The 23,726-nt window shown below is 62.7% G+C and carries 14 protein-coding genes and 1 pseudogene; 7 read left to right on the top strand and 8 right to left on the bottom strand.

Annotated features, from left to right (window positions below):
- The first annotated feature begins 74 nt into the window (after nt 1–74).
- The 4 genes and pseudogenes from CS1GBM3_RS07140 to CS1GBM3_RS20060 all read left to right on the top strand — a co-directional run.
- The gene (locus CS1GBM3_RS07140; protein WP_072393277.1) at nt 75–401 is read left to right on the top strand and encodes an ArsR/SmtB family transcription factor; all 327 of its coding nucleotides are present in this window, start codon (nt 75–77) and stop codon (nt 399–401) included.
- Nucleotides 402–559: 158 nt separating this feature from the next.
- On the top strand, nt 560–1,105 hold the full coding sequence (locus CS1GBM3_RS07135) for a Tll0287-like domain-containing protein (protein ID WP_171946441.1): 546 nt from the start codon (nt 560–562) through the stop codon (nt 1,103–1,105).
- Nucleotides 1,106–1,145: 40 nt separating this feature from the next.
- Nucleotides 1,146–1,913: a hypothetical protein gene (locus CS1GBM3_RS07130; protein WP_072393272.1), complete on the top strand. Its 768-nt coding sequence runs from the start codon at nt 1,146–1,148 to the stop codon at nt 1,911–1,913.
- A 55-nt stretch (nt 1,914–1,968) separates the two neighbouring features.
- Nucleotides 1,969–2,121, top strand: a pseudogene (locus tag CS1GBM3_RS20060) (carboxylesterase); the annotation flags it as partial.
- Between the two features lie 138 nt (nt 2,122–2,259).
- On the opposite strand, the gene CS1GBM3_RS07125 reads toward CS1GBM3_RS20060, so the two are convergent.
- The 5 genes from CS1GBM3_RS07125 to CS1GBM3_RS07105 all read right to left on the bottom strand — a co-directional run bounded on the left by CS1GBM3_RS07125 (nt 2,260) and on the right by CS1GBM3_RS07105 (nt 13,145).
- Nucleotides 2,260–2,730 (bottom strand): peptidoglycan-binding domain-containing protein, encoded by a 471-nt coding sequence (locus CS1GBM3_RS07125; protein ID WP_171946440.1) that lies wholly within the window; start codon nt 2,728–2,730, stop codon nt 2,260–2,262.
- Between the two features lie 207 nt (nt 2,731–2,937).
- Nucleotides 2,938–7,134 (bottom strand): caspase family protein, encoded by a 4,197-nt coding sequence (locus CS1GBM3_RS07120; RefSeq protein WP_171946439.1) that lies wholly within the window; start codon nt 7,132–7,134, stop codon nt 2,938–2,940.
- 1,018 nt (nt 7,135–8,152) lie between these two features.
- Nucleotides 8,153–9,265 (bottom strand): ABC transporter permease, encoded by a 1,113-nt coding sequence (locus CS1GBM3_RS07115; RefSeq protein ID WP_072393263.1) that lies wholly within the window; start codon nt 9,263–9,265, stop codon nt 8,153–8,155.
- A 2-nt stretch (nt 9,266–9,267) separates the two neighbouring features.
- Nucleotides 9,268–12,075 (bottom strand): ribosome-associated ATPase/putative transporter RbbA, encoded by a 2,808-nt coding sequence (gene rbbA / locus CS1GBM3_RS07110; RefSeq protein ID WP_083567205.1) that lies wholly within the window; start codon nt 12,073–12,075, stop codon nt 9,268–9,270.
- Nucleotides 12,072–13,145: an HlyD family secretion protein gene (locus tag CS1GBM3_RS07105; protein ID WP_083567203.1), complete on the bottom strand. Its 1,074-nt coding sequence runs from the start codon at nt 13,143–13,145 to the stop codon at nt 12,072–12,074. Before CS1GBM3_RS07105 ends, rbbA begins: the two co-directional genes overlap by 4 nt.
- A gap of 798 nt (nt 13,146–13,943) precedes the next feature.
- Here CS1GBM3_RS07105 and CS1GBM3_RS07095 point away from each other — a divergent pair.
- The 3 genes from CS1GBM3_RS07095 to CS1GBM3_RS07085 all read left to right on the top strand — a co-directional run bounded on the left by CS1GBM3_RS07095 (nt 13,944) and on the right by CS1GBM3_RS07085 (nt 17,532).
- The gene (locus tag CS1GBM3_RS07095; protein WP_072393254.1) at nt 13,944–14,138 is read left to right on the top strand and encodes a hypothetical protein; all 195 of its coding nucleotides are present in this window, start codon (nt 13,944–13,946) and stop codon (nt 14,136–14,138) included.
- Between the two features lie 212 nt (nt 14,139–14,350).
- Complete coding sequence (locus CS1GBM3_RS07090; RefSeq protein ID WP_072393251.1) at nt 14,351–16,012, top strand: alpha-keto acid decarboxylase family protein; 1,662 nt, start codon at nt 14,351–14,353, stop codon at nt 16,010–16,012.
- Nucleotides 16,013–16,236: 224 nt separating this feature from the next.
- Nucleotides 16,237–17,532 carry a porin gene (locus tag CS1GBM3_RS07085; protein ID WP_072393248.1) on the top strand — a complete coding sequence of 432 codons (1,296 nt, stop codon included), beginning with the start codon at nt 16,237–16,239 and terminating at the stop codon, nt 17,530–17,532.
- A gap of 110 nt (nt 17,533–17,642) precedes the next feature.
- On the opposite strand, the gene CS1GBM3_RS07080 is transcribed toward CS1GBM3_RS07085, so the two are convergent.
- The 3 genes from CS1GBM3_RS07080 to CS1GBM3_RS07070 are packed head-to-tail and all read right to left on the bottom strand — an operon-like array spanning nt 17,643 to nt 23,720.
- Nucleotides 17,643–20,342 carry a nitrate reductase gene (locus CS1GBM3_RS07080; protein ID WP_072393245.1) on the bottom strand — a complete coding sequence of 900 codons (2,700 nt, stop codon included), beginning with the start codon at nt 20,340–20,342 and terminating at the stop codon, nt 17,643–17,645.
- 13 nt (nt 20,343–20,355) lie between these two features.
- Nucleotides 20,356–21,960 (bottom strand): sulfite reductase subunit alpha, encoded by a 1,605-nt coding sequence (locus CS1GBM3_RS07075; RefSeq protein ID WP_072393242.1) that lies wholly within the window; start codon nt 21,958–21,960, stop codon nt 20,356–20,358.
- Nucleotides 21,957–23,720, bottom strand: coding sequence for a NirA family protein (locus CS1GBM3_RS07070; RefSeq protein ID WP_072393239.1), 1,764 nt, complete (start codon nt 23,718–23,720; stop codon nt 21,957–21,959). Before CS1GBM3_RS07070 ends, CS1GBM3_RS07075 begins: the two co-directional genes overlap by 4 nt.
- Nucleotides 23,721–23,726 lie beyond the last annotated feature (6 nt).

The following is a 23,726-nucleotide window of genomic DNA, read 5'->3' as shown; positions in this document are numbered from 1 at the left end:
TGCGACTCCCGTTTCTGTGCTGCGGCACGCGAAGGCAGCTTGACTATGTATTAGAATAATCTAAATTAGATAACATGAATATTCAAGAGCTCGAAGCGAACTGTGAGGACGCGGCGGAGCTGCTGCGCGCGCTGGCCAATCCGTACCGGCTTCTTATCCTGTGCGAGCTGATGAAGGGCGAGCGCTCGGTGTCAGAACTCGAGGCTGTTGTTCCCCTGAGCCAATCTGCGCTCTCGCAGCATCTGGCCAAGCTGCGGGAGGGCAGCTTCGTAGCGACGCGGCGAGATGCGCAAACCATCTATTACTCCCTTGTCGATGTACGCGTCGGGCGGCTCATCTCTGTGCTGCATGATCTTTTCTGCAGCTCGCCCCAATCGCGCCCCTCCAGGAGGTCAAAATGAGCCCCGCAGTCATTGCTGTTTGCTTAGCAGCAACATCTGTCCTCCTAGCCGCTGGAACCTTGCGCCAGATCATGCGCCACAAGAAAAGGTGTGCCATGATCCCGCGGCCCAGGCGTTATGCGAATGTTCGGCTTTCGCCACTTCTTATGCTGCCTCTGATGGCAAACGATGCAGCGCTTGCGAAAGATCCTGCTGCCGCCGACGCAGCCTCTCTCGCAAGCGCGCGTGCTGCCATCAAAGGATTGGGCGAGACGCTGAAGACGCAGCTTGTTGCAGCGATAGAGGCCGGGGGGCCCGTCGCGGCAGTAGACGTCTGCCACACCATCGCTCCGCAGATCGCCAAGGATCAATCCCGGGCGCATGGCGTCAGCATCGCACGTACGGCCTTGAGGGTACGCAATACGGCCAATGCCCCAGACGCATTCGAGCGGAGGGTCTTGGAGGATTTCGTGCGCCAAATCGAGGCTGGTGCTGACCCGACCAAGCTAGAGTACGCAGAAACGGTCAGGGACAACGGCGAGAACGTGTTCCGATACATGAAGGCCATTCCAACCGCAGCAGAACCGTGCCTGACCTGCCACGGATCAAATCTGGAACCTGTGCTCAAGGCCGAGATACTCCGCCTCTATCCCAACGATCAGGCAACTGGATTTGCGCCTGGGAGCCTGCGTGGCGCCTTCACAGTCAAACAGAAGCTCGAGTGAGGTCGCCACAGTCCGCAACGAGTTGTGCGAGGAGACAGTCATGCGAAATCACCGTTCCAACCTATGGCTGGCGGCCGGACTTGCCGTCTTTGCCTCCGCCGCCCATGCCGAACCCACAGACATCATCGTCCGCGTGCTCAGCAAGGATGCGAAATTCATCGGCACGAGCATGGGCGGCATGCGTGTGACGCTGCGCGATGCCCATACCGACGAAGTTCTTGCCAGCGGCACAACGCAGGGCGGCACCGGTGATACCAAGCGCCTCATGCATCAGAACGGAGGGCGCCGCGCAAGCCTGTCTGATGCGTCATCCGCAAAGTTCGCAGTGACCCTAGACCTGGCCGAGCCGCGCCTTATCGAGGTAGAGGCGTACGGTCCGTTGGCACAGCTCCAGGCTGCACACCGCATCGTTTCGAGTCAGTGGGTCATCCCTGGTCGCGGACACGCGGACGGCGACGGATGGGTGCTCGAGCTGCCGGGCTTTGCCGTCGACGTTCTGTCACCTCCAGCCCACATCAAGCTGAAAGGCGTGACCACCGTCGACGTTCGCGTCAATGTGGTGATGATGTGCGGCTGCCCTATCGAGCCCGCCGGTCTCTGGAATGCCGACAAATATGAGGTGCAAGCTATCGTGCGGCGTGACGGTAGTCCCGTGGCCCGCATCCCCTTGCACTTCACCGGCGAGATCAGTCAGTTCGCAGCGAGCTTGCCTGTCGAGGTGCCGGGAACCTATGACGTTCTCGTCTACGCCCATGACCCCGCGAACGGCAACACCGGCCTGGACCGCACGACGTTCATTGCGGAGTAGCGGCCGCCTATGAAGGTTTTAGAATGCTCAGATCGTTCCCCGGGCTCTCAGCCAGGCGATCGCCATTCAATTCGGTGGGTCCGACGGCCAGGTGCCCAACTGCCTGCCGATCGTGAAAGGCTGGAATTACACCGTGCGGCTCTACCGGCCTCGCGCCGAGAGTCTGAACGGCGCCTCGACATTCCTGGACGCGCAGGCGGTGAGCTGACAGTAAAGTCCTTCACGGCGATAGCCTCGGCCATTGTCGGCCTGGGCAGTCAGTAGCGATCGTAAGGCAGCGAGGGGTCACGGAGAGACGTTAGTCGTCGCCAATGACTGCAAGTCATCATCGGGTTGAGGCTGCCGGCTATTGCGGGCCCTCTTTCTTCCCTGCGACCTTCATGAAGAGCACCCGCAGTTGCTCAGAGGTGAGATCACCGGTCACCGGAACCCCGATCGAATCCTGGAACTGCATCACGGCGGATTTTGTCTTGACGTCCACCGTGCCGCTTTCGTTCGGAACGTCGTAGCCCATGAATCTGAGATGTTGTTGGGCGGCCTTTATTTCATCGGGCCGTGAGATGATACTTGCCCCGCCAACCGCGGCGGCGGGCTTTGCCGTTGCGCCGGTGGTCAATGCATTCTTGGGGGGAGAGCTATTCGCAGGAGCCTTTTTGACGGCGGCAACATCGTCTGTGACCTCTGGCGTCGTTTCCTTCGGGCGTTGGCGTTGCTTCTTTGGCTTGGTCGCAATGCCTTTCTTCGATCGTTGAGGCTTGGCCGCTTTCCGCTTGCCGGTGCCTTTCGCAAGCTCGTTGAGGAGAACGGCACCCGCCACTCCTGCACCGACGCTGACACCTCTCTTGCCCGCGGCTGCAGGAGGAATAACGAGCGCGAGACAAACGAGAGCAGCGGCCCCGGGGGTAAGCGCACGACGCGCGATGTCGAATTTACTCATATGTGATGTCCTGCAATTCTGACTGAACACCCTGCCCACCGATTGCAGTCGTTTACGCAATGCGAAAGCATACGTGAACGATCGACGTCAGTACTTACACTTCTTCCAAATCGGAATCGGCTTGCCGTAGCAATCCTTGTAGGGATTGAGCATGATGGTCGGCCCCTGATTGGTGGTGGTTGTTTCGCGACGCTTCGTCGGCTTTGGCTTGCTTTCGGTAGTCTTGCGGTATCTGCACGATCCGTTGCTGTAGTAGGTGCGCGCCGGACAGCAATTCGGATAGTCGCCGTTGGGCCTATCAGGCGGACAAACGTCCGGCATTGCCACCGCCTCCTTGCAAGCGCCGTCGCGGTACTCCTGCCCCGCTTGGCAGCAATATGGATACGTTCCGGTCCATCCATCGGGACAGTGGGCCGTTGGTGCAGCCGCGCAGGTGCGCCCGTTCCACGCCGTTCCCTCTGGGCATTGGCAAAGGTCGCCTGCCGTCAACACCATGCCACCGAAACACGACAGTGCTTCCGGACCGACTGCAACCTCGTGGCATTCGTAGCTCCCGGACTCCGCGTCCACAGGCGGTTTGGATAACGACGCGAACTCCGGCGCGGCATTCCAAGGCTTCGTGATCGCCATGCAGTTCTTGAGGGTGTCGGGCAAACCCGCGGTGGGCAAACGCGTGACAATGGTGAAATTCTCGTGCCGGCCGGTCGCGAGGGGATAGCGCCCAGGAGTCGTGCAGGTGAAAGGAATGCTTTGAGGCTGCTCCGCGCACGGCAGGGGTGGATTGATGGAGACAATGGCCATGCTCGGCACCTCGTCACTCATCGCGTCGGTGAACGTCACCGGCGCGTTATGATCGACGGTTCCATCGTTAAGCAGGGTCAGCCTGAACTCGCACGTGCCCCCGCGCGCGCACGTGCCAACGCCCGACTTGATGACACGCAGACTGAAAGGGTCGCGCGGCGCGTCCGGTAGGCGCGATACCTGTGGTCCAAGCATAATCGTTCCGCACGCCTGTCCGTTCTTGCTGCCGACGGACCGGCTCCGCTGTATCTCGAAGGCCCTTGCATCGGACCGCTGCAGCAGAAAGCTCGCCGGCACGAAGTCCGAAGTCGCGGAGACGTTGCCGTTGGGCAATTCGAGCGCCGTGCTCGTGCCAAGGAAGCGATCCTCAGGTCCAAGCGTGCCGGGCTTGAACATAAGCTTGAGCTCTGTCGAGGTTCCGGGAGCAAGCGCCAGGGTGTTGTTCACGCAGCGCCAAGGCAACCCGACGCGGGTGCAGGTCCAGGGCGCCGTGGGAAGTTGCTCGAGCGTGGCGTTGTTGTCGAGCCCGGCTGCGATCTTGCCGCGATGGCCGGAAATCAGTGCGATCACCGTCGCCGGACCACGGAATGGCTTACCCGTCGTATTGGTCAGCGCCACATTGAGCGCACATCCGCCCGATTCCGAGCAGACGGCTTGCTGCATGGTCGGCTTCAACGACAGGCCACCGATGGTCGCCGTCGTCGGTGGCTGCCTGTTGTCGGGCGGCGTATGGAGGGAGGCACAGTTCGTAAGCTCGCGTGCCTCTCCAGCGGCGGGCAGTTTGACGTGGACCGTAAGGGACACGCGAACGCCCGGCAAGATGGGTTCCGGATGCGTGCAGAAGAACGGCGGCGCGCGAGTGCAGATCCACGTCGGCTCGTTGTCGCTGGTCATCACGGCGTGGGAAAGATCCGCGTTCCCGACCGTAACGATTTCATCGATGACGATCGGTCCGTTGATGGGAGTGGAGAGGGTGTTGGTGACGGCAATCTCGAACGTGCAGCCGCGTTCGTCCGTGCAATCGGCTCCTGCCGGCTTTTTATCAATTCTGATGCCGGAAGGGGAAACGACGGTCGCGGGGCTCAGCGCACCACCCGTGCCCTCGAGGCTCTCGCTCGGCGGCGCCAGATCCGCTAGCGCCCCGGGAGGCTTGTCGGTCTGGTCTGGCGACATTCCCGCGACGATAGGCGGAAAATACGTGCCTGTGCAATCGCGGAAAACTTCGACGTCACCAACCTGCCCTCGCAGGCTAGCGTCTTCGTAAACTCCATCGAAGTCAACAAAGAGACTTTCGAGAGGCGGGGCGTTGGCGGGGCGCAAGCGACCAGCCGGAACGATCTGTAGGCCGTGCACGATGGACGGACCGCCGGCTCTTAGCCGCGGTGCAAAGCTCGGATTGTCGCGCAGCGCATCGCCGGTGGCGACGAGGTTAACCTCGCATTTCGACAGATCGATCGATCCATCCTCCTTGCGCCCGAACGCCAGGCTGATGCCGCCCGTGGCCTGCCGATAATCGCCGCCGAAGCCGACCGCATACTCTTCCGGCTCGGGCGCCCAACCGTCCGTTCCTGATTTCGCCGGTAGGTAACGAAGCACGCGCGCGCGATCGGGTTCGGCGAACTGCGCATAGTCGAACGGATTGCGGAGACGGCCGCGTTGCGCGACCGTCATGCGCCCCCCGGAATCGAAGAGAATATCGGTTACAGGCAGGGCGGTGGCCGCTTCCGCGCTCTTGACGTCGGCAAGGCGGATCTCCCGGCGCGCACCGGAGGCGAAGCCCCCCGTCGTATCGAGGCCAACGGACCAGATTTCGGCCCCTTCGCCGACCGCGTAGTAGAGGCGCCTACCGAATATCGCTAGTCCGTGGACCTGACGTGCGAGGGGCGTAAGGCCCCAAGTGGCAGGTTCCTCGGGCTTGAATCGCGGCATCGAAATGTCGAGGCGCTGCCCGTCGTCCGGTATCGGCGGAAGTTGCAAGGCCTTGCGGCCGTCGACCCCGTGATCGAAACGGCCAAGCTCCGTGCCGGCCGGATCGAATCTATGGATCATACCGGTGTCGAGATCGGAAACATAAAGATTGCGGCTCTGCGGATCGAAGGCAAGGCCGCCAAGCCCAGCACCGCTGTTTTGCACGTCATCGAGCATGACATTGGCAAAGAGCGAAGGAACCCCGCTCGCACCATCGATCTTCCAGATTGCGCCGGGACCGCCGCCGAGCTTCGTGCCGAACTGTCCCTCCATGAAGACAGCGCCCGGCGCGCCCTGCTTAAGCCGATCCGGCATACCATCGGCGTCCGCATCGGGGCCCACGATCTGCAATCCGAAGCGAGACGTCGCTGCTGCAAACAGGTTCGGCCTGTCCCCCGCCGTTTCCGGCGTGCCGTATGCGAGACTAAAGACCTGACCGATGTCCCCCGCCTTGACCTCGAGTTTGATCGCGGGTTTCAAGACCGCGGCATCCTTCGGCTGCAGCATCGCTGTGTTGAACACACGTACTGAGGCGCCATCGGGGTCGATTACCGTCGTGTCGATCGGATAAACGCCGGGCTTCAAGCGATCCATGGCGAGCTTTGTGCCCGAAAACCCGGAAACCGCCATGTCACCGTTATCGATGATCCCTGGCGCCAGCGGAACGAGGGGTTCAAGCGGAGGAAAGTCCGGATCGGTCGACTTTCTCGGCAGCGCAGCATCCGTTGCCGCCGGTGCACTGGGGAGCGCCGGCATACCGACATCCGGAGGCAATGCCGCGACCATCGGCGGCTGCGCCGGCTCTTTGAAATAGAAGCGTCGAGTGAGAGCGGACACGTCCCAAGGCACCTGGCTGCCGTTGGTCGACTTCATCACCGAGTTGCGAACCTCGTAGAGCATCTCGGCGAGATGGTCCTTGCTGCTCAGCATCTGCTTGACGAGTGCTCCGGTGAAGGGCGAATTTCGCCCGGAACCATCGAGCGCAGTCCGACCGGGTGCCGTCGAGTAGCTGATCAGAGTGCCCGCGCCCGCCTCCTGTTGAGCAAGGCCCGCTCCTTCTCTCACGGATCGCGTCCCCATGCTCGAGGCGAGGTTCCGCGCCAGCGGGTTGTCGCGGCAGGCGTCGAAAAAGAGGATGCTCGTGCGTTCCTCGGATTCCATGTGCCGCTGGATACTGTCCAAACGAACCATCTCGAACTCGAGAGCCGCCTTCTTGGAAAGCATTGCGTCGACAGGCACAAGATAGTTGATGCCGTCCACCTGCAATCCATGCCCCGCATAGAACAGGACGGCGACGGAAGCGTCTTCGAGCGCGTCCGCAAATTCGCGCAGTTTGCGGTCCATGCCGGCTTTGTCGAGATCGAGACCTTCGATCACCTCAAAGCCGAAAGATTTTATGGCAGCCCCGAAATCGGTTGCGTCGTTCTTCGGGTTGGCGAGCGCGGCCGTGTTGGTATAGCTGGCATTACCGATGACGAGCGCCACCCGCTTCGCCGCCTCTGCGGGCGGCGCCAATGCAAATACCCCGAACGCAAGTGCCAATAAGCAAGAGACACGGCACATACAGCGACCGCCTCTTATTCGAAAAGCATAAATTCCAAGCTCAAATGAACAGCGGGCGGATTATAGCATCGTCGCCGCGCCTCGTCCTTAACTATAGTTGTCTACGTCTACGCCTTCCTGACGATGAAGTCGAAACGCTGGTGCTGCTCTCCAAGGAAGCAAATTTTTTGGGACCTGGACCACCGGCGCCCTGGAGGCCGCGTTCAGCCTGGTGCGCACCTGCGACGCCGGGCGCATGCGCGTTGTGCAGAGCGGCGTAGAGAAAGAGGATTTTCTGGGTGCTGCAACCGAAGTGTCAGATATTCGCCCAAGGAGTGAAAGCGTTGCGAGCGGGGACTACCAGCTCGCTCGCAAACCTAATTGGCCTTCTTCCACTTGGCCTGCCCAAAGCGAAAACAAGTGTGGGCAAAAATGTGGGGCAGACAAAAAATACAGAATAAAATCAATTGTCCTGGGCGGAAGCCCCCTCCACCAGTCCTCTGTCGGCCGACGTCTGCCCACGTAGAGCGAACCTAGTGTTCGACAGCAATTCTGACCGTCGGCCGCACCGCCGGAATGTCGGCATAACTCGGCACTGTTGAAGTCGTCCGCTACATGGCTACCCGGAACGTCTGTTCCAATGGGGTAGTGAGAGACGTAGTTCGCCTCTCCGACCCGTCCGGTCTCCAGTCGATGGCAGTCGTATTCGTAGACGGTGTCATCTAGAGCGCTCCCGCAGAACCCCATCACGCCGACGCTGCATGCTGACGATCATCGATGATCGTCTGGCCGGCCATTCCCGCTTCTGTCCCACGTTTGAGCCCCGTAAGCATGTCTTGCGGCGTGATCAGTCATGGCAAGCGCGAGTGCATCTCAAGCTCGTGATCTTCGGAGCGATTGTGATGTTCTCTACTCCCCGGCATTCGAGATCAGCCTCTCGATACTCTGGTCGTGACCAATGACGTCGCTTTCTCCGAGGCGCCCGAATTCTCTAACGCAGGAAGCGCCTGAACTGCCGCAGCGAGAAGAGAAATAACGCGGCGCCGATCACGAACAGCGCCAGGAACTGCGGCCAGACCACGCTAAGGCCGGCGCCACGGAAAAGGACCGACTGAGCGAGAATAACGAAGTGCGTATTGGGTGCGGCCAGCATCAGATACTGGATGACCTCCGGCATGCTCTCGCGTGGTGTGACGGCACCGGAAAGGATCTGTAGCGGCAGCAGCACGAGCATCAGGAGAAGGCCGAACTGCGGCATGGACCCCGCGACCGTCGCCAGGAAGATGCCCATGCACGTGGTTGCAAAGATGTGCAGGACCGCCCCGGTGAGGAACAACGAGACCGAACCCTCGATCGGCACGGCGAGCAGACCCTGAACGATGAAGATGAGGGAGAACGAGCCGGCGGCCAGCACGACGATGCCCATCGACCAGATCTTGCTCAGCATGATCTCGACGGGGGTCACCGGCATCACGAGGAGATGCTCGATGGTGCCGTGCTCGCGCTCTCGGATGAGTGCGGCGCCCGTCAGCACGATCGAGAGCATGGTAATGGACTGGATGACGTTGGTGATGGCGCCGAACCAACTCTTGTTGAGCTCCTGGTTGAAGCGTGCGCGCAGCGTGAGATCGACGGGGGCGATGGTCTCCGCCCGATAGCGGTTTAAAAATTCGCTGACTTCGCTCGAGACAATTGTCTGTACATAGCCGCCGCCGGTGAAGGCCTGTGTCATGCGGGTGGCGTCGATGTTGAGCTGGATCGTCGGCGAGCGACCGGCCAGCAGGTCGCGCTGAAAATTCGGCGGGATGTCGAGCGCGAACGTGTCGAGGCCAGCATCCATGCGCGTGTCCATCTCGTGCTGCGAGATGAGCTCGGGCTGAAGGAAGTAGGGCGGGTAGAACGCCGAGACGATGCGCAGAGAAGCCGGCGAGCGATCCTCATCGACAATGGCGATGGCGGCCCGGTTCAATGTCTCCGGCATGGCCCGCGAGGCGGTGTAGATCGAGAGTGTGAAGGCGTAGATGATCAGGATCAACAGCATGGGGTCGCGGGACAGGCCGCGCAGCTCCTTGATGCCGAGCTCCAGGACGTTGGATTTCCGCATGGTCAGGCTGCCTGTTTCTTGAGGAACGCCGCACTGAGGCCGAGCAGAACCGGAATGGCGAGCAGCATGGGCACGAAGCTGGCGGCAAGATCGCCGAACTCGAGCGCTTTCGAGAACGTGCCGCGCGAGATGGTCACGAAATACGTCGTGGGATAGATCTGGCCGATCAGGTAGCCCGCGCCTTGGAGCGAGGAGACGGGGTCCGTAATACCGGAATACTGCACGGCGGGTATCAGCGTTAGCAGCGTCGTGCCGAAGATGGCTGCAATCTGGCTCTTCATGAACGTCGACATCAGAAGGCCGAAGCCCGTCGTCACGATCACGTAGACGAAGGCGGCAGCGGTCAGCGTCAGGAAACTGCCAGTGAGCGGCACGCGAAAGATGAACACGGCAAACGCCGCGAGCAGGAAGAAGTTCAAGAGACCAAGCCCGATGTAGGGGATCTGCTTGCCGAGAAGGAACTCGAGCCGCGTGACCGGCGTCACGTAAAAGTTGATGATGGAGCCGAGTTCCTTCTCACGCACCACGCTCAGCACGGTCAGCATGGCCGGGATCATGATCAAGAGCATCGGGATCACCGCCGGGACCATGGCAACGAGGCTCTGCACGTCCGGATTGTAGCGATAGCGCAGCGCGAGTTGGAATTCGCCCACGGTTGCCCGATCTCCGTAGAGTTCGCGCGACTTCTGCGTCAGCCAGGTAGCGTGCATACCCTGCACGTAGCCGCGTACTGTCTCGGCGCGCGTCGGCATGGCGCCATCGATCCAAGCGCCAATCTCGACCGTGCGGCCACGCGCGACGTCGCGGGCGAATCCCGGCGGGATCTCGATGGCAAGGCTTAGCTCGCCGTTGCGCATGCGTCGGTCGAGATCGGCGTAGTCGGTGATCGGCGGCTTCTCGGTGAAATAGCGCGAGCCCGAGAGCTGCAGCGCGTAGTCGCGTGAGAGCGTCGTGTCGTCACGGTCGAGTACGGCGAAGGACAAGTTCTCGACGTCCATGTTGACGCCGTAGCCGATGACGAACATCAGGATGACGGTGCCGAGCGTCGCTAGCGTGCCGCGGATGGGATCGCGCCTGAGCTCCAGCGCTTCGCGCTGCGTATAGGCGAACATGCGGCGGCGGTCGAAAAAGGCCCGGCTCTTGCGGGCGTCCAAGGGAGGCTGGGCGGAGGAGAGGGGAGGTGCTCCGGCAGGCTCAACGATGGCGGCGGGCACAGCCAGCTTCTTCTGACCACCGTCCTGCGCTTCGCCGATGGCATCCTCAAGATAGGCGATGAAGGCCTCCTCGAGCGTCGCCGCGCCGCGCGTCTTCTTGATCGCGTCCGGCGTGTCGCTGATCAGCACCTTGCCTGCATGCATCAGCGAGATGCGATCGCAGAGTTCGGCCTCGTTCATGAAGTGCGTGGAGACGAAAATCGTCACGCCGTCCTTGCGCGAGAGATCGGATAGGATCTGCCAAAAGCCGTCGCGCGCAACAGGATCGACACCGGAGGTCGGCTCGTCGAGGATCAGGATGTCGGGGGCATGGATCATGGCCACGGCCAGCGACAGGCGCTGGCGGATGCCGAGCGGCAGGGCGTCGGGCAGTGCGTCCATGACGTCCTGGAGGCTGAAACGCTCAGACATCTCGGCGATCCGACCTGGGATGACGTCTGGGTCCATGCCGAACAGGCGCGCGTGCAAGTCCAGGTTCTGGCGCACGGTCAGCTCCGTGTAGAGCGAGAACGCCTGGGACATGTAGCCGACGCGGCGGCGGATCTCGATGTCGCGAGGATCGACTTCGCGGCCAAACAGGCGGGCGATGCCGGCGCTGGCGGGCAAGAGCCCGGTCAGCATCTTCATGGTCGTGGTCTTGCCGCAGCCGTTGGAGCCGAGGAAACCGAAGATCTCGCCTTTTGGGATGCGGAAGCTCACGTTGTCAACGGCAGTGAAGCTCCCGAAGCGCATGGTGAGCCCCTCGGCCTCTATGGCAATGTCGGTCTCGCCGTCCGGTGGGCGTGGCGGAATCACCACCTCGCGATGTCCGCGGCGGCGCTCCTCGGGCAAGAGGGCGATGAATGCGGCGTCGAGGTTGTCGGCGCCGGTCCGCGCCAACAGGTCGTCGGGCGTGCCGGTGGCGAGAATGCGGCCCGCGTCCATGGCCACCAGCCAGTCGAAGCGGGCGGCCTCCTCCATATAGGCCGTGGCGACGACGACGCTCATGCCGTCGCGGGCGTGGCGGATATCGTCGATCAGCTCCCAGAACTGCCGCCGCGACAGCGGGTCGACGCCCGTTGTCGGCTCGTCGAGGATCAAAAGATCCGGATCGTGGATCAGCGCGCAGCAGAGGCCGAGCTTTTGCTTCATGCCGCCCGAGAGCTTGTTAGCCGGCCGGTCTGAAAACGCGGCCAGGCCGGTGCTTTCCAGAAGCTCGCCGATGCGCCGGTGGCGCTCCTCACGGTCATGCCCGAACAGCCGGCCGAAGAAGTCGACATTCTCGAACACGGAGAGCGTCGGATAGAGATTCTTGCCGAGCCCCTGCGGCATGTAGGCGATGCGGGGGCAGGCGGTATCGCGATGGCGGGCGTCGGCCATGTCGCCGCCGAGCACGTGCACGCGCCCGTCCTGGATCTCGCGTGCGCCGGCAACAAGCGCGAGCAGGCTCGATTTGCCGACGCCATCGGGGCCGATCAGGCCGACCATGCAGCCTGCCGGCAGATCAAGCGTGATGTCCTCGAGGGCACGGACCTTGCCATAGGACAGGCTCACCGACTCGAGACGCGCCACGGGGGAAGTGGAGTATGGCGTGGCGTGAGCCGGGTGCGCGCTCATTGGACCAGGTTATCCGAAAGGCTCTTCGGCCAATCCACGTTCGGATCAAGGCGGAGGTAGGCCATGCCGGGGAGGCCGGTCTTCACATGCTCGATGTGCTTCTTGAGCAGCTCCTTCGGGATGTGCGCCTTGATGCGGAACATCAGCTTCTGACGCTCCTCCTCGGTCTCCACCGTCTTGGGCGTGAACTGCGCCACGTCGGCGACAAACGTCGCCTTGGCCGGAATCACGTACTGGGGCGCAGCGTCGAGCACGAGGCGTACGTCGGCGCCGATGGCGACACGCCCCGCCTCGGCGGTCGGCAGGAAGAACGTCATGTAGACGTCACCGAGATCCACGAGGTTCAGGACGCGTCCGCCTGCCGAGAGCACCTCGCCGGGCTGGGCAACGCGGTACTGCACGCGTCCGTCGCGCGGAGCCTTGAGCGTGCTGTCCTCGATTTCGACCGTGAGATTGTCGATGGCAGCGCGTGCAGCCTCGACCGCGGCCTCGGCATCGACAACCGACGCTTTAGCAGCACCAATGCCGGCTTCCGCAGCAGCCCGCTGCGCTTCGGCGGCAGCGACGGCGGCCTTGGCGCTTTGGGCGCTGGCGCGGTCGTTGTCGAGCACCTGTTGCGAGACGTTGTCCTGCTTGGCCAGCACCTCGCTGCGGGCCAGCTTGCGCTCGGCGGCATCGAGCTCGGCTTCGCGTTGTGCGACGACGGCGACGGCAGCGCGCTGCTCTGCATCGCGCTGCGCCACGAGGCTGTTTGCGGTGTCGACCCCGATCAGCGCCCGCCTGAGCTGAGCCTCGGCCTGGCGCCGCTGGGCCTGGAGGGCATCGGTGTCCATGCGCGCCAGCACCTGTCCCGCAGTCACAAAGTCACCCTCGTCGACGAGGATCTCACGGATGCGCCCGGCGATCTTGGTGGCGATGTCGATCTCGACGGCCTCGATGCGCCCGTTCCCGCTCACGATGCCGGCCGGTAATCCCGTGTTCGAATAGGCGCTCCAGCCGATGTAGATCGCGACGAGCAGCGCGAGCGCCGCCGCCGCCGCTAGCCGATAGGACGCAAAGTCGAATTGCATGCAGATCTCTCCGGCTGGGTGTCAGAGCGCCGCGCATATCGGGCAACGGGATCGGCCTTGAATGTTAAAGCAGGCCAGCCCTACCGTCGTCACTGCGAACTTCTTTGATTAAGGTCAACGTTAGTTGACTGATCATCGTGGAGACCCACCCGGCTGGAAAATTTAACCTGGGAGGGGAAAACGCGAGCTAGGTTGCCCACCTGGGCTCAGGCCCACACAATTCAAGACCATCCGGTTCGTAGATGATCGTGAAACTGCCGTCGATGCTCTCTTCGTGAGCGTACTTTGATCGCAGCGTGTCGGGTGCGAAACACTCCCGAGGCCACCGGAATTGATATCTCGAACGGCCAGCTCGTCATTGCTCGCGATCAGGCAGCGAAACTCCGCGCGTCCCTGCCGGCAGAGCAGAGGCCCGCGCCTCGAGTTCATCGAGCATGACCTCGCCAAGCCTCTTCCCTGGGACGACCGCGCGTTCCACATCGTGCTCTGCAATTTCGTCGTGCTCAACCATCTGCCCCGCGCGGCGCTTAAGCGCGCTGTGGCGGAGCTCCAGGTGCAAGGCGAGCGGCCGTCGACGGCGAGCCCGCGTTCTACAAGGCAATAGCCGGGTGACGCCGCTAACACGCGACCACTATAAGCTTGCACCACATTCCACCTCGAATCTTTATGGCGAGCCTCCTATTTTGTTGGCGAGGAGAGTCTGCATGGCATGAGCGGATCGATGCACAACGCCGATACGGAGAACATCTCGACCATCGACGGAGACGACGATTCGAGCTGGTTGCCGCCAGCCGCATCATGCTGACAGCGGGGCTTGCGCTGTTGCTGCTCGGCGGCGCGGCCGCTCTGCTTATGGAGAGCTTGTCTCCGGTCACCGCGCCGGACTGTGCTGCGATTGACAACGCCGATCTTCGGCTAAAGTGCTACGATCGCGTGGCGCACCGCCCGGCTTCTCCGCCTGCGCGCGGAGCCCTGGCGCCGAAAGCGGACTGACACCCAGCACGAGGGCTCAGAATCTCTCTGATCGCGTAGGGTTACGCCAGTTTTATCCCGCGACGATCGAAATCTGTCGGGGCCACGCGCGCGCTGTTTCACGGGAATCTGCGCGCTATGTACGAGACCTTCTATCGCTTGTTAAGCAGTCCGGTGTTTAATCCATGAGGGATGTCGAATCGTCCCACTGGTCGCGAAAATCGAGGTTGAGGTTGTCGGACGCTCCTGTCACCGTAGCCCACTACCTTATCGAGCGCCTGAAGCAGGCCGGCCTTAGGCATGCGTTTGGCGTCCCCGGCGACTATGTGTTGACGTTCATGGATCGCCTGATCGCGCAGGGCATCGATCTCGTCGGCACCTGCAACGAGCTCAACGCTGGCTACGCCGCCGACGCCTATGCCAGGATCAACGGCATTGGATGCGTCTGCGTCACCTGGGGCGTCGGAGGCTTCAGCGCCATGAACGCTGTTGCCGGCGCCTATGCCGAGCAAGTCCCGCTTGTGCTTCTCGTGGGTGGTCCGAGGACCACGCAGAGACGCTCCTCGATGCTGCTGCACCACGCCGTCGGCGACTCAGGGACGATGCAGCAAGCCTTCAGCCACATCACGGCGGCGTCCGTGCTCCTCGATGACCCTGCGGAGGCGCCGCAGCGGATCGATCGCGCGCTTGCTCGTTGCCTCATCGAGAAGCGGCCAATCATGATCGAGATCCCGGCCGACATGGTGGATCAGCCGTGCCAGGCGCTGAAGCCATTCTCCGTCCCCGCGCGTCCGCCCTCCGATCCGGATGCGCTCGCGGAAGCACTCGATGAGGCCACGGCTCTGCTTTCGAACGCCAGCCGCGCTGTGATCCTCGGCGGAGTCGAGCTGCATCGCTACGGCCTCATGAGCGAGTTTCTGCGGCTCGTCGAGGCAAGCGGTCTCCCGGTTGCCACAACGCTGCTCGGCAAGGCCGTCATATCTGAGCACCATCCACAGGCCATCGGTGTCTACGAGGGTGGGATGTCGCGCCGGGAAATCCGCGACATCGTTGAGAACGCGGACGTGTTGCTCTGCCTCGGTGCGTGGATCAGCGACATGAACTTCGGCATCTACACGGCCCGGCTGGCGGACCGCCATATGGTGCTCGCCAACTCGGGGCGCCTGAAAATCCAGTATCATGTTTACGAGCAGGTCTGGATCGGTGACGTCCTGACTGGCCTGGCCGACCGCATGCCGAAGGGCGGACTCGCGCACCCGCCATTCAAAAGCGTCTCACAGGTCCTCGACACCGGCTTCATATCCGAGCCTGGCCGCAAGCTTACCCTCAGCCGCGTCATGAAGCGGATCAATGCCTTTCTCGAGCAGGACACGACCGTCATTGCCGAGACGGGGGATTCGATCTTTGCGGCTGCCGACCTCGTCATGCACCATGACGTCGCCTTCATCGGGCAGGCCTTCTATCTGTCGATCGGATATGCCTTGCCGGCAACGCTCGGTGCCGCACTGGCCGCGCCGTCGCGCCGCACGCTCGCGCTCATCGGAGACGGTGCTTTTCAAATGACGGTTCAGGAACTGTCGTCGCTCTGTCGTCGCAAGGCCAACGCCATTATTGTTCTCATGAACAACGACGGCTATACGACCGAGCGCATCATCCATGAAGGCCCCTACAACGATATCCAGCCTTGGGCTTATCACCAGCTCCCGGAGGTTTTTGGTGGAGGATGGGGCCGGCGCGTGATGACCGAGGAGGAACTCGACCATGCCCTTGCCGAAGCGCGCGCCAGCAACCAGGGGCCGGCGTTGATCGAGATCATCCTTGATCGCTTCGATACGTCCGAGGCGCTGAAGCGGCTTGGTGCGGAGTTGTCACCCGACAGAAAGCGAGCCTCCTAGGCGCGCGAGAGTAACATTTACTGCGTCGGTCCGTCGCGGCTCTCTGAGAGAGTTCCGCCGTGCGTTTGGTCAATCATGGGGCGAATTGCTCGTCTGATCGGCAATGTGCGTCGCCGATGCCACACTGGGGTTTGGCGGCTCGTTAGATGTGCCGAACTTTTTTGGGATTGAGGGTAAAGCTTTCTACGCTGACTACATCGGAAATCGATCAGCGGATGAGGGGAATGAATAAGAAAAGTTGTTACGCCTTCGGATGGCTTGCAGCTTCGGTCGTTTCGACGCTCGCGGCCGCGCCCGCGGTTCGGGCCGCCGACTTGAGCGGAGATTGCTGCGCTGATCTCGAGGAGCGGATAGCCGAGCTCGAAGCCACGACAGCTCGCAAAGGAAACCGTAAGGTCTCGCTCACCATCTCGGGATACATCGCCCAGGAGATCACGGTCTGGGACGACGGCGACGAGCGAAACGCCTATGTGCATGGGCTCGGTCCCACGCAAACGTCGCACGTGAAGTTCAATGGCAAAGCTACGATCAGCCCTGGTTGGACGGCGGGTTACATGCTGCGCATCCAGGATCTCACCGGCAATGCGTTCGGTGGCGGCGCCGACGCCATCAACCAGAACAACGCCACGAAGAACGACAATCTGAACACGCAGATGTCCTTCTGGTATTTGGAAAGCGAGAATTACGGCAAGGTCAGCGTCGGACGCCTGGCCCATGCCGCCAAGAGCGCGGCGATGTTCACTGATCTCTCCGGCACGCAGATCATCGACAATTACACGTTCCTGGCCGGCTTCCCGCAGTTCCGCCTGCGCGAGGCTTCCGGCGCACTCTCGCCATTGACTTGGGGGCAGCTTGGCTTCTGCTACACCCAGGGCGTGCCGCTCGGCGGCGACTGCAATGGTATCGTTATGAACGGTGTGCGCTACGATACACCTGTGTTTGCCGGATTCTCGGCCTCCGCGAGCTGGGGTGAGGACGACTTCTGGGAGGTTGGTCTGCGCTATGCGGGCACGCTTGCTGGCTTCAAACTCGCATTCGGCGCGGGATATACGGAGATGAGCAGCGAGGCGACGTCCGCTTTCGTGCCGACGCTGACGCCAAAGGACTCGCATTTCTTCCAGGTCGGCGGTTATGCGGAGCACCTCGCGACCGGTCTTTTCATCCATGGCGCCTACGGCAACGAGGACAACAACGACACGTTGCTTGCCAATGGCTTCACCGAGCCCGACAGCGAGCACTACTACGTCAAGGCCGGCATCCGGCGAAAGTGGCTGCCGCTTGGTGCGACGGTCGTCTACGGCGATTACGCTGCCTATCTGGATCAGCTCGGACCGGCCGCATTGGCTGCTGGCGCCACATCGAGCACGCTCGAGCGCTTCGGCGGCGGCGTCGCGCAGGAGATCGACGCCGCGGCCATGACGCTCTACTTGAAGTACCAGCACTACCAGGCCGACGTGGACGGCCTCACGGAATTCGAGGACGCGGATTTCGTGAGCTTCGGCGGGTTGATCGCCTTCTGATCTATTCCGACGGAAAAAGACGCCATCCCTCCCACCGCTGGTGGGAGGGATGGCGATTTCTTGTTCTGTTTGTCTGGTGGGGGTCGGAAGATTGGGCCGGGAGGACCTGATCAGACGGCTTGTTCCGCCTGCGGCTGTGTCTCGGCGATGATCCGGCGAAGCTCCGGAATGCAGGAGCCGCAGTTGGTGCCGGCTTTGAGTGCGCGGCCGATGGCTTCGAGCGACGTCGCGTGTTGGTCTGAGATGGCGCGGCAGATTGCATTACGGCCAACGCCGAAGCAGGCACATACGATCGGGCCGTTGTCACTGCCGGCTTCGGGGGCACGGCCGGCGAGGAGGGCACGGCGCGCAGCATCGGTCAACGTCGGAGACGCGAGCTGCTGCTTCAGCCATTCCCAGCCTGGCAGGGCGTGAGGCGACTTGGCGAGAAACACGCAGGATTCGAGGCCATCACCGCGAATAATCGCTGCGCGGTAGCGGCCCTGGCCTTCGTCGAGTAGCTCGGCGTAGCTCTCGTCGGCGCCGAGAAGCTCGCGCGCGAGGTTAGCCCAATGCATCGTTCCGGCCGGAGCCGCGATGCGGTAGCCGAAGCCGCCCTCGACCGCCGAACGCGCCCACCAGATGTGATCGGGCATCGTGACCCGATTGCGGGAGAGGAAGAAGCCGTGCACGGCGAACTCGACGGGAGCGAGCGTGGCCTCTGTTGCCTTGAGCTCCGGCTGGCCTGAGATGGGATCGCAGGCTGCTTGCACGAGGGCGCCGATGCGGGCGTCGGACGCGGTCTCGCCGTTCCAGTGAATGGGGGCGAAGATCTCGCCGCGCCGTTGTGCGGCCGTAATGGTGACGCGCAGAATGGCGCTTCCGTGCAAGGTCGATACGCGCGCGAACACACCGTCCGCGACGCCAGCGGTGCGCGCATCGTCAGGGTGCACTGAAATACGCGGCTCATCGATATGAGCGCCCAGCCGGGGAGATTTTCCGGTCCGGGTCATCGTGTGCCACTGGTCGCGGATCCGCCCCGTGTTGAGGAGTAGTGGAAGATAGCGAGCAGACGCGTTGGCAAGTTTCGGCTTGGCAACGGCGATGAAGCGCGCGCGTCCGTCGGGCGTATAGAAGCCGCCGTGCGAAAAGAGGCGCTTGCGGCCCGGCTTCTCTATCGTGGCGACGGGCCATTGAACAGGTTCGAGCGTATCGTAGCCATCGGGCGAAAGCCGGCTAAGACCCGTGAGGTCGAAGTCGCGTGCGCCGTCGTTCTCGAATGCCGAGAGCGCGCAATGCTCGGCAAATATGTCTGCCGCCGAGGTGTAGGCAAACGCATCGGCGAAGCCCATGCGCTTTGCGACCTCCGACACAATCCACCAATCCGGCTGCGCCTCGCCGGGCGTCACAAGAAAAGCGCGCTGGCGCGAGATGCGCCGCTCGGAGTTGGTGACCGTGCCCTCTTTTTCCCCCCAGCCAGCAGCCGGCAACAGGATATGAGCGCCCGACCTGATGGTGTCGGTCGCCTCCACGACATCGGACACGACCAAGAGTTCGAGGTTGCCGAGGGCGGAGCGAACCGCATCGGCGCGCGGAAGGCTCACGACCGGATTGGTAGCCATGACCCATAGCGCCTTGATACGCCCCTGGGCCACTGCCTCGAACATTTCGACGGCCTTTAGGCCGGGTTGCGCGGCAACGGTCTCTGCGTTCCAGAACCGGCGGACGCGCTCCACGTTGCTCGGTTCGAAGTCCATGTGCGCGGCGAGCTGATTGGCGAGACCGCCGACCTCGCGCCCGCCCATCGCGTTTGGCTGTCCGGTCAGCGAGAACGGCCCCATGCCGGGCTTTCCGATGCGCCCTGTTGCCAGATGACAGTTGATGATCGCGTTGACCTTATCGGTTCCCTGCGCCGATTGATTGACGCCCTGCGAATAGAGCGTGACCGTCTTTGGCGTAGCGGCAATCCAGGAATAGAGCGTCCCGACATCTACCCGGGATACCTGGCACTGCTCGGCGACCGCTTCGATCTCGGGGGCGATGTGGCGGGCACGCGCGAGCGCTTCCGAGAATCCGTCGGTGTGGTCGCGGATATAATCGCGGTCGAGGACAGCTTGGTCCGCGAGGTAGGCGAGGAGACCCGAAAATAGTACCGAGTCCGTGCCCGGCGCGATCTGGATCAGCAGATCGGCTTCGTCGGAGGTTGGCGTGGCGCGTGGATCGATGACGACGATGCGTGCGCCGCGCTCGCGCTTATTCCTGAGCATGCGCTGGAACAGGATCGGATGGCACCAGGCTGCGTTCGATCCGGTCAGGATCAGGAGGTCGGCTTGGTCCAGGTCCTCGTAGCAGCCGGGCACGGTGTCAGCACCAAACGCACGGCGGTGACCGGCGACGGACGAGGCCATGCAGAGACGCGAGTTGGTGTCGATGTTGCCGGAGCCGATGAAGCCCTTCATCAGCTTGTTGGCGACGTAGTAGTCCTCGGTCAGAAGCTGGCCGGAAACGTAGAAGGCGACCGCATCAGGGCCATGTTGCGTGATGACGTCGCGGAAACCCTTGGCGACGGCGTCGAGCGTGTCGTCCCATGAGGCGCGAGCCATCGTTCCCTCGGCGTCGCGCACCATCGGATGCAACAGGCGCCCGTCGAGAGACAGCGTCTCGCCAAGGGCCGAGCCCTTCGAGCACAGGCGCCCGAAGTTTGCCGGATGCTCGGGATCGCCCTGCACCTGCGCGCCGCCGAAGCCGTCGGGCCGCGCGATCACGCCGCATCCGACCCCGCAATAAGGGCACGTCGTCTTGACGGGCTTGGCCTGCAACGGGGCATTCATTGGGCCGCGCTCCCTAGTAGACGTCGGCTTGATAGCGGCCGACCTTCTTGAGCGCTGCGATATAGGCCTTGGCGTCGTCGGGCGAGACTTTGCCGTGCTGTGCGACCGCATCGGTCAGCGCCGCCTCGACATCCTTGGCCATGCGCTTGGCGTCGCCGCAGATGTAAAAATGTGCGCCATTTTCGAGCCATGCGAACAGCTCGGCACTTTCTTCCCGCATGCGATCCTGTACGTAGACCTTCTGCCCATCCCGCGACCAGGCGAGAGAGAGCTTGGTGAGCGTGCCGGCATTCATGAACAGGCCGAGCTCGGCCTCATAGAAGAAGTCGCTCGCGCGGCGCTGATGACCGAAGAACAGCCACGCCGGGCCCGTTGCGTCGGTTGCGTGGCGCTCCTGCAGAAATGAGCGGAATGGCGCGATGCCGGTTCCGGGGCCGACCATGATGATCGGCGCCGCGCCGTCTTTGGGCAGGGCGAAGTTGTGTGCCTTCTGCACGTAGGCTTTTACATGCGCGCCGGGCTCGATGCGATCGGCGAGATAGGTCGAAGCAATACCGTGCCGCTCGCGCTCTCCGATTTTGTAGCGGACGGCATCGACGGTCAGCGAGACACGTCCCGGATTGGCCCTGAGTGACGATGAGATCGAATAGAGCCTTGGCTGCAGCGGCTCCAGCACCTCGTAGAAGGCCTCGGGATCGGGGTGCAGGCCCGGAAACTTCTCGAGCGCGGCGAGTACGTCGAGCGTCGCGGCGTCGCCGTCCGGATCCTGGCCCTTGGCGAGTGCCTGAGCCTTGCGTTTGCGCTCGCCGCCGGTCAGGTACGAGATGAGCAGGAACAGTGCGTCGGGCGCAGGCGCGAGCGACGTGTCCTCGATCAGGGCGTCGCGCAGCGTCTTGTCGCCGATCGGAAAGTCCGCCGGTGCGCCGATGGCAGCGAGGATCTGGTCGACGAGCGTTGGATCATTGCGCGGCAGGATGCCGAAGCTGTCGCCCGGCTCGTAGTCGAGGCCGCACTCAGTGAGATCGATCTCGATATGGTTGGTGCTCTTCTCGGATCCGGCTCCATTGAGACGCTGACGGGAGACGAAGCGCGCCAGCACCGGCGCCTCGCGCGAACGTCCGGGTTGGACATCTGTGGCTTTCTCCGGCTTTGCGCCCTCCTTGGCGGCCTTCTCGTCGGGATCGAGCACGCCGCCGCCCATCTCCTCTACGAGCTGCTTCAGCATGCGCGCCGTCGCTTTGCCCCCGGGAACGCACAGATTGAGGCGCGGCTCCGCCTGCTCATTGATGGCGTTGGCGTAGTCCTCGCAATTGTAGCCGCACTGGCCGCAATCCTGCTGCGCCATGGCCGCCATCATGCGGCGGCGCAACGGGCGACCTTCAGCGAGTGTCATGCGCTCGTCGATTTCGAGCGTCGGATCGTGCCAGGGGGCCGCACCGTCATCGCCGTCTCCGGCCACTGGCGTGGCGCCGGTCATGGCGTCTGATGGTGCCGGGCCACTGCCGTCTAGCGAGAGCATGCCGGCGAAGAAGCCGTTGAGCCAGGCTCTCTGGTCCGGCGTGAATGGTGCACTCTCCGGGATCAGAGCGACGCCCGGCGGCGGCGACTGGATGGTCATGCGGCGTGCTCCTCGGCGAGGCGCTTCAGCGTTTCGGTATCGGTGCGATTGGCGAATGCGAAGAAGGTTTCGCTCGCATCCTGGCGGTGTGCCAAGTAGGCGGCGAGCAGACGCTCGACCGCGGCCGGGCAGTCCTCACTCTTGATGTCGCGCCAGAGTTCGCGTGCGATCGTTGCGTCAGCCCCGGATCCGCCGCCGACCAGAATGTGAAAGCCCTCGGCAGTATCGCCGTCGTCGTTAAGCGGGACCTTTGCGCCGATCAGGCCAATATCGCCGATGTAATGCTGGGCGCAGGAATGATGGCAGCCGGTCAAGTGGATGTTGACAGGCGTGTCGAGCGTGAGCTTGCCCTCGACGTGCGCGGCAATTTTCTCCGCCGTGCCTTTGGTGTTGGCAGCAGCAAACTTGCAGCCGGTATTGCCGGTGCAGGCGACGAGGCCGGCGCGGATCGCGGTTGCCTCGGCAGATAGGCCCATGGCCTCGATGCGGGATAGCGCCTCCGACACCTTTGAGTCCGGGACGCCGGAGACGAGCAGATTTTGCCAAACCGTGAGACGGATATCGCCGTCTCCCAGATCACGGGCGAGCGATGCAATTGCGTGCATCTGCTCCACCGTCAATTTTCCGACTGGCAACACGAGACCGATCCAATTGAGCCCCTGCTGGCGCTGGGCATGTACGCCGATGTGGGCCGTTCGGTTCGGTGATTTGCGCGGCTTTACGTGCTCCGTCGAAATCCGCGTCATCTTGAAGCCGAGCTTTTCCTCGACGGCAGCCAGGAACTTCTCGAAGCCCCAGGTATCGAGTACGTACTTGAGGCGAGCCTTGTTGCGGTTGGTGCGGTCGCCGTGCTCGATGAAGACGCGAACAATGGCGTCGGCGACGCGAGTGGCATCGTGCGGCGGCAGGATAACTCCGGTGTCGCGCGCGAAGTCCTTGTGGCCGGTGATGCCGCCGAGCACGAGGCGAAAATAAATGCCGGCGGGAACGGGTGCACCCTCCGCCACCTCGACCGCCTGGAACCCGATGTCGTTGGTTTCCTCGAGTGCCGCGATGGTTCCAGCGCCGTCATAGGCCACGTTGAACTTGCGTGGCAGTCCCGTGAGCGAGCGGTCGTTCAGCACATGAAAGTGCCATTCGCGTGCATAAGGACGCGTGTCGAGCAACTCGTCGGGATCGATGCCTGCGGTGGGCGTGCCGGTGACGTTGCGGATATTGTCCGCACCCGAGCCGCGCGAGCAAAGCCCGAGGTCCTGGATGGCTTCGACAACTTTAACGGCGTTGGACGCCTCGATCTCGCGGATCTGGAAGTTGGCACGTGTGGTGACGTGTGCGTATCCGCCGCCGAACGACTGGGCGACGTCGGCGAGCCCAGCGAGTTGCCAGTGGGTCAGGACGCCGTTCGGGATTCTGAGCCGGCACATGTAGCTGTTCTGCGCCGGTGCCACATAGAAGAGGCCGTAGTAACGCCAGCGGAAATTGTCCGGCGGCTTCGGATACTCGCCCTTGTCGGCCTGTGCCTTGAGACGGGCATAGGCGTCGAACGGATGCTCCTCGCGTTTCCAGATCTCTTGATCGACAAGTTTCTTTCCGGCGGCCTTGGTGGCGTCCTGAGCCTTGAAATGGTCGGCATCGGGCCCCGTCGGCACGCTAGCCGGCGCGGCAGCAGGCTTCAGGCCCTGAGACAATTGTCCCGCCTGAACGCCCGACATGAAGCCTTCGAGGTAGCGTTTCTGCTCGGCGGAGAATTCTGCGCTCATCGTTCT

The sequence above is a fragment of the Hyphomicrobium sp. CS1GBMeth3 genome, from assembly GCF_900117455.1.
In the GTDB taxonomy this organism is placed as follows: domain Bacteria; phylum Pseudomonadota; class Alphaproteobacteria; order Rhizobiales; family Hyphomicrobiaceae; genus Hyphomicrobium_C.
The sequence above is the reverse complement of the archived record's forward strand: the minus strand, read 5'-3'. Positions and strand labels throughout refer to the sequence as shown.

Bases quoted from the DNA above. Each gene is read 5' to 3' on its own strand.
- CS1GBM3_RS07140 (WP_072393277.1), top strand. From the start codon at position 75: ATGAATATTCAAGAGCTCGAAGCGAACTGTGAGGACGCGGCGGAGCTG.
- CS1GBM3_RS07135 (WP_171946441.1), top strand. From the start codon at position 560: ATGGCAAACGATGCAGCGCTTGCGAAAGATCCTGCTGCCGCCGACGCA.
- CS1GBM3_RS07130 (WP_072393272.1), top strand. From the start codon at position 1,146: ATGCGAAATCACCGTTCCAACCTATGGCTGGCGGCCGGACTTGCCGTC.
- CS1GBM3_RS07115 (WP_072393263.1), bottom strand. From the start codon at position 9,265: ATGCGGAAATCCAACGTCCTGGAGCTCGGCATCAAGGAGCTGCGCGGC.
- rbbA (WP_083567205.1), bottom strand. From the start codon at position 12,075: ATGAGCGCGCACCCGGCTCACGCCACGCCATACTCCACTTCCCCCGTG.
- CS1GBM3_RS07105 (WP_083567203.1), bottom strand. From the start codon at position 13,145: ATGCAATTCGACTTTGCGTCCTATCGGCTAGCGGCGGCGGCGGCGCTC.
- CS1GBM3_RS07095 (WP_072393254.1), top strand. From the start codon at position 13,944: ATGCTGACAGCGGGGCTTGCGCTGTTGCTGCTCGGCGGCGCGGCCGCT.
- CS1GBM3_RS07085 (WP_072393248.1), top strand. From the start codon at position 16,237: ATGAATAAGAAAAGTTGTTACGCCTTCGGATGGCTTGCAGCTTCGGTC.
- CS1GBM3_RS07080 (WP_072393245.1), bottom strand. From the start codon at position 20,342: ATGAATGCCCCGTTGCAGGCCAAGCCCGTCAAGACGACGTGCCCTTAT.
- CS1GBM3_RS07075 (WP_072393242.1), bottom strand. From the start codon at position 21,960: ATGACCATCCAGTCGCCGCCGCCGGGCGTCGCTCTGATCCCGGAGAGT.
- CS1GBM3_RS07070 (WP_072393239.1), bottom strand. From the start codon at position 23,720: ATGAGCGCAGAATTCTCCGCCGAGCAGAAACGCTACCTCGAAGGCTTC.